Origin of the sequence: Aneurinibacillus terranovensis DSM 18919, from assembly GCF_000430625.1 — a bacterium.
GTDB classification, from domain to species: domain Bacteria; phylum Bacillota; class Bacilli; order Aneurinibacillales; family Aneurinibacillaceae; genus Aneurinibacillus_B; species Aneurinibacillus_B terranovensis.
Genome location: NZ_AUMJ01000102.1, coordinates 1 through 3,671, shown reverse-complemented (window position 1 = coordinate 3,671; position 3,671 = coordinate 1). Strand labels below are relative to the sequence as shown.

Genomic DNA, 3,671 nt, shown 5'->3' with positions numbered 1-3,671 from the left:
CCGCACCGCTGCTTCGTGAGCGCCTCTATCACGAATATGATAGAACGCCTTTCATGAACCAAATCCGTAAATCGATTGGACTTCCTCTGGCATAACCAATAACTTCAACTAAAAGATCATAATGAAAGCTTACTTTCTGTAGGTTGGATCTATTCAGGAGGAATTAGAGTTGAAAAAAAACTACCGAATAGGACTTATTGTTCCTAGCTCAAATACAACAATGGAAACGGAAATTCCAGCTATGCTCCGTTGGAGAGAGCAAATCGATCAGGAATTATCGTTTACGTTTCATTCGAGTAGGATGCGGATGAAACATGTGACAAAAGAGGAATTGAAAGCAATGGATGTAGAAAGCGATCGCTGTGCTGTTGAACTCTCAGATGCCAGATGTGATGTTCTTGCCTATGCATGTCTTGTTGCTATCATGTGTCAAGGACCGGGGTATCATATGGAATCGGAGCGGCGATTGTTTCAAGCAACAAAAGAAAATGGAGCGGCTACACCCATTATTAGTAGTGCGGGTGCCCTTGTGGATGGTATTAAAACATTAGGAGCAAAAAAAGTTGCAATTATTACTCCTTATATGAAGCCATTAACGAACCAGGTCATTGATTATATAGAATCAAGCGAAATTCAAGTAACAGATTCTATTAGCTTGGAAATTCAAGATAATCTGAAGGTTGGACGTCAAGATCCTATGCGTTTGGTGGATATTGTTAAAGATTTGGATGTCAGTCAGGCAGATGCTGTTGTATTATCCGCTTGCGTTCAGATGCCTTCGTTACAAGCTATCCAGAAAGTTGAAGATAAGATTGGAAAGCCTGTACTTTCGGCAGCTGTTGCAACGGTATACAACATTCTTAAAACTCTTGGATTAAAACCTTACGTACCTAATGCTGGAAAATTGCTGTCAGGGGATATAGCTATCTGATGTTTCTGTTTAGGAGGTGGTATACCTGGATATTGAGGAAGTGATTCAATTTTATGCAAAGATATCTGATGATTTAGACTTCTTTTATCGTAGGATACAAGAATGTAATCAATTTGAGCTGCTATTGCTATCCAAGAAAGAACAAATAATAAAGGAGAAAATACAGGGTATAAGTTTCAACCATGAAAAGGAGCTAAAAGATGTGGTCGAGGCGTTAAAGAAATTTAAAATTCAAAAAGATATATGGGGAAGAAAAATTGAAGCGCTGGAAGCCAAGTTAGCTGAGTTTACTTCCGATTTACCTTGGCAAAAAAATCTGGAGAATAGCTGTTAATAATACCTTGTTATCTAAAATAGGAGAAGGAGCAATATAATGCATGAAGTGAAAGATAGATTCCGTGAATCAATGAGTCGATTGGCTACCGGAGTAACCATTGTAATGACTGAAATGGATGGTCGGCCTTGGGGTTTAACTGTAAGTGCATGCTGCTCGCTATCTATGGAGCCGCCCCTTATATTAGTAAGCTTAGCAACTAAGGCGGCCAGCACTCAAGCTATTATAAATAATGACCGTTTTAGTGTAAGCATATTGGCAGAAGATCAAATTGAAGCAGCAAAATCAGGAGCTAAACCAGGCACCCCAAAATTCTTTGAGCACTTTGTGGAAACGCAAGACGGTTTTAATTATGAGGTCAAAAACGCTTTGGCAACTATTCATTGTAAAGTAGAGAACACAATCCCAGCTGGTGATCACACCATTTTTATTGGGTTAGTTAAAAATGTAGTCTTAGGCGAATCAAAATCTCCATTACTTCACTTTAACAGACAATTCGGTGCATTTAATACAAGTGTAAAGAGTTAATTAAAAATTTAATAAATCTCCAAGATTGTTTATCTTAATCTTGGAGATTTAAGGAGGGAAACCGTAGTGATGCAAACTAAAAATGATGAGGCTTTATTTAAAGAAAGAGGATTCGGAAAGTTAATAGGTTTCGGTAAGAAACCATGCTTGATAGTAGTAGATATGATTACAGGATTTACAGATCCTACTATGCCAATGGGTTCTGATTTATCTTCACAAATTGTAAACGTTAATAAACTTTTGGATACTATGCACACAATGGACTTTCCAGTATTCTTTACTACCATTTCTTATGATGACGATACACTTGCAGATTCTGGAATATGGTACCAGAAGATGGAGGGTTTAAAGACATTAAAAGCTGGTACTGAAGCCGTACAAGTTGATTCCCGATTACACTTTCGTTCAGGCGATGGATTACTTTCCAAGAAATATGCCTCAGCTTTCTTTGGGACAGATTTAATTGCGCGTCTTAATGCAAACGGTGTTGATACGATTATCATCGTTGGATGTACTACATGTGGTTGTGTTCGTGCTACCGCTGTCGATGCCCTGCAATATGGATACAGGCCGATTGTAGTTGAGGATGCTGTAGGCGATCGTTCATTAGCATCACATGAACAAAGTCTGTTTGATTTACATCAAAAATATGCCGATGTTTTAAAAATGGATCAAGTGATTGCAACGGTTTCAGCTAAATATGCTTCGGTTTATTAAAAAATATTTAATGAATGATGAAACTTCTTGTTTGTCGTTTAAAAAAGGCGTCCTCTTCCGTTTGGATTGCAAATTTTCCTTTTATTTTATTAATGCAAATAGTAAGGGGGTGATTACGCTGAAATTTTATAAAAATTTATTTCATCCAAAAATAAGTGAAGTAGAACGCGGTTCTTATATAACCATTGGCACTTTTGATGGTGTTCATAAAGGTCATCAACAGTTAATATCAACCGTTGCAAGGGAGGGGAAAAAAAATAATTGTACTACGATAGCAGTTACATTTGATCCTCTACCAAAGGTATTTTTCGGTAACACAGAATCACAGTCCATTCGTTTAACTAGCTCGTATACTAGAGCTGAGCGAATAGCTTTACTTGGAATGGATATGCTCATTGAATATACCTTTGATCAAAATTTTTCAAGGCTCAGTGCTGATGATTTTATTGATAAAATTCTTGTGGGCCTAAATCCTAAAAAACTTTTCATCGGGAAAGATTTCAAGTTTGGTTATAAAGGTTCAGGTGATTTTGCGTTTTTAAAACAGGCGGGTATGAAATTTAGGTTTGAAACAGAACGATTAGAATTTATTAATTTAGATAATGAACGCATCTCTAGCACAAGGGTGCGTAATGCAATAAGGAATCGTGACGTTAAACTTGCCACTCAACTTATGGGTAAGCAGCATGAAATTAGCGGTCGGATTATACGAATGATGAATAATGTTAAAGTATTTTTTGTACCGGATGGCGATGTTATGTTACCACCTCCAGGAGAGTATAAGGTTAGTATTGGAAGCTATAACAACAAGCATTTTACTAAAGCAAGAATTCTGGATACTACTAAATTTATAGAAGTTACCTTGGATAAGGCAATGAGTAGTAGTTTTTTCAAAGATAAAGTTATTTTAGGCTTTTTAGATTCTGTGACAGCAATAACTACTGAAGAAACTAACATCATTGTTAATTATTCGGGTTTTCTATAATCACTCTGCAAGTTTGAATAATTAGAATATTGACACAAAATAAAACACGGGATAAAATAGGGATATGAAAGGTTTAGAAAGTTTGGTGGATTTGGTGAAGTTTTAATGTTTTACTCTTTGCTTATGGAAAGAATTTTCTATCGTATTAAAGGAGGAGAAAGAATGGAAAAGACCCA

General features: G+C 36.5%; 5 protein-coding genes. All 5 read left to right on the top strand.

Going from position 1 to position 3,671, the window contains the following annotated elements; translation table 11 throughout:
• The first annotated feature begins 169 nt into the window (after positions 1 to 169).
• On the top strand, positions 170 to 931 hold the full coding sequence (locus H525_RS0115220) for a maleate cis-trans isomerase family protein (protein ID WP_027416890.1): 762 nt from the start codon (positions 170 to 172) through the stop codon (positions 929 to 931).
• A gap of 40 nt (positions 932 to 971) precedes the next feature.
• Complete coding sequence (locus tag H525_RS0115215) at positions 972 to 1,265, top strand: hypothetical protein (protein ID WP_162142506.1); 294 nt, start codon at positions 972 to 974, stop codon at positions 1,263 to 1,265.
• Positions 1,266 to 1,304: 39 nt separating this feature from the next.
• On the top strand, positions 1,305 to 1,793 hold the full coding sequence (locus H525_RS0115210) for a flavin reductase family protein (protein ID WP_035101508.1): 489 nt from the start codon (positions 1,305 to 1,307) through the stop codon (positions 1,791 to 1,793).
• A gap of 69 nt (positions 1,794 to 1,862) precedes the next feature.
• Entirely contained in the window at positions 1,863 to 2,510 is a 648-nt protein-coding gene (locus tag H525_RS0115205; protein ID WP_027416887.1) for an isochorismatase family protein, read from the top strand.
• Between the two features lie 10 nt (positions 2,511 to 2,520).
• Positions 2,521 to 3,495, top strand: a complete 975-nt coding sequence (locus H525_RS25735) for an FAD synthetase family protein (protein ID WP_211237024.1) — start codon at positions 2,521 to 2,523, stop codon at positions 3,493 to 3,495.
• Positions 3,496 to 3,671: the final 176 nt, after the last annotated feature.

Bases quoted from the DNA above. Each gene is read 5' to 3' on its own strand.
- H525_RS25735 (WP_211237024.1), top strand. From the start codon at position 2,521: ATGAATGATGAAACTTCTTGTTTGTCGTTTAAAAAAGGCGTCCTCTTC.
- H525_RS0115205 (WP_027416887.1), top strand. From the start codon at position 1,863: ATGCAAACTAAAAATGATGAGGCTTTATTTAAAGAAAGAGGATTCGGA.
- H525_RS0115210 (WP_035101508.1), top strand. From the start codon at position 1,305: ATGCATGAAGTGAAAGATAGATTCCGTGAATCAATGAGTCGATTGGCT.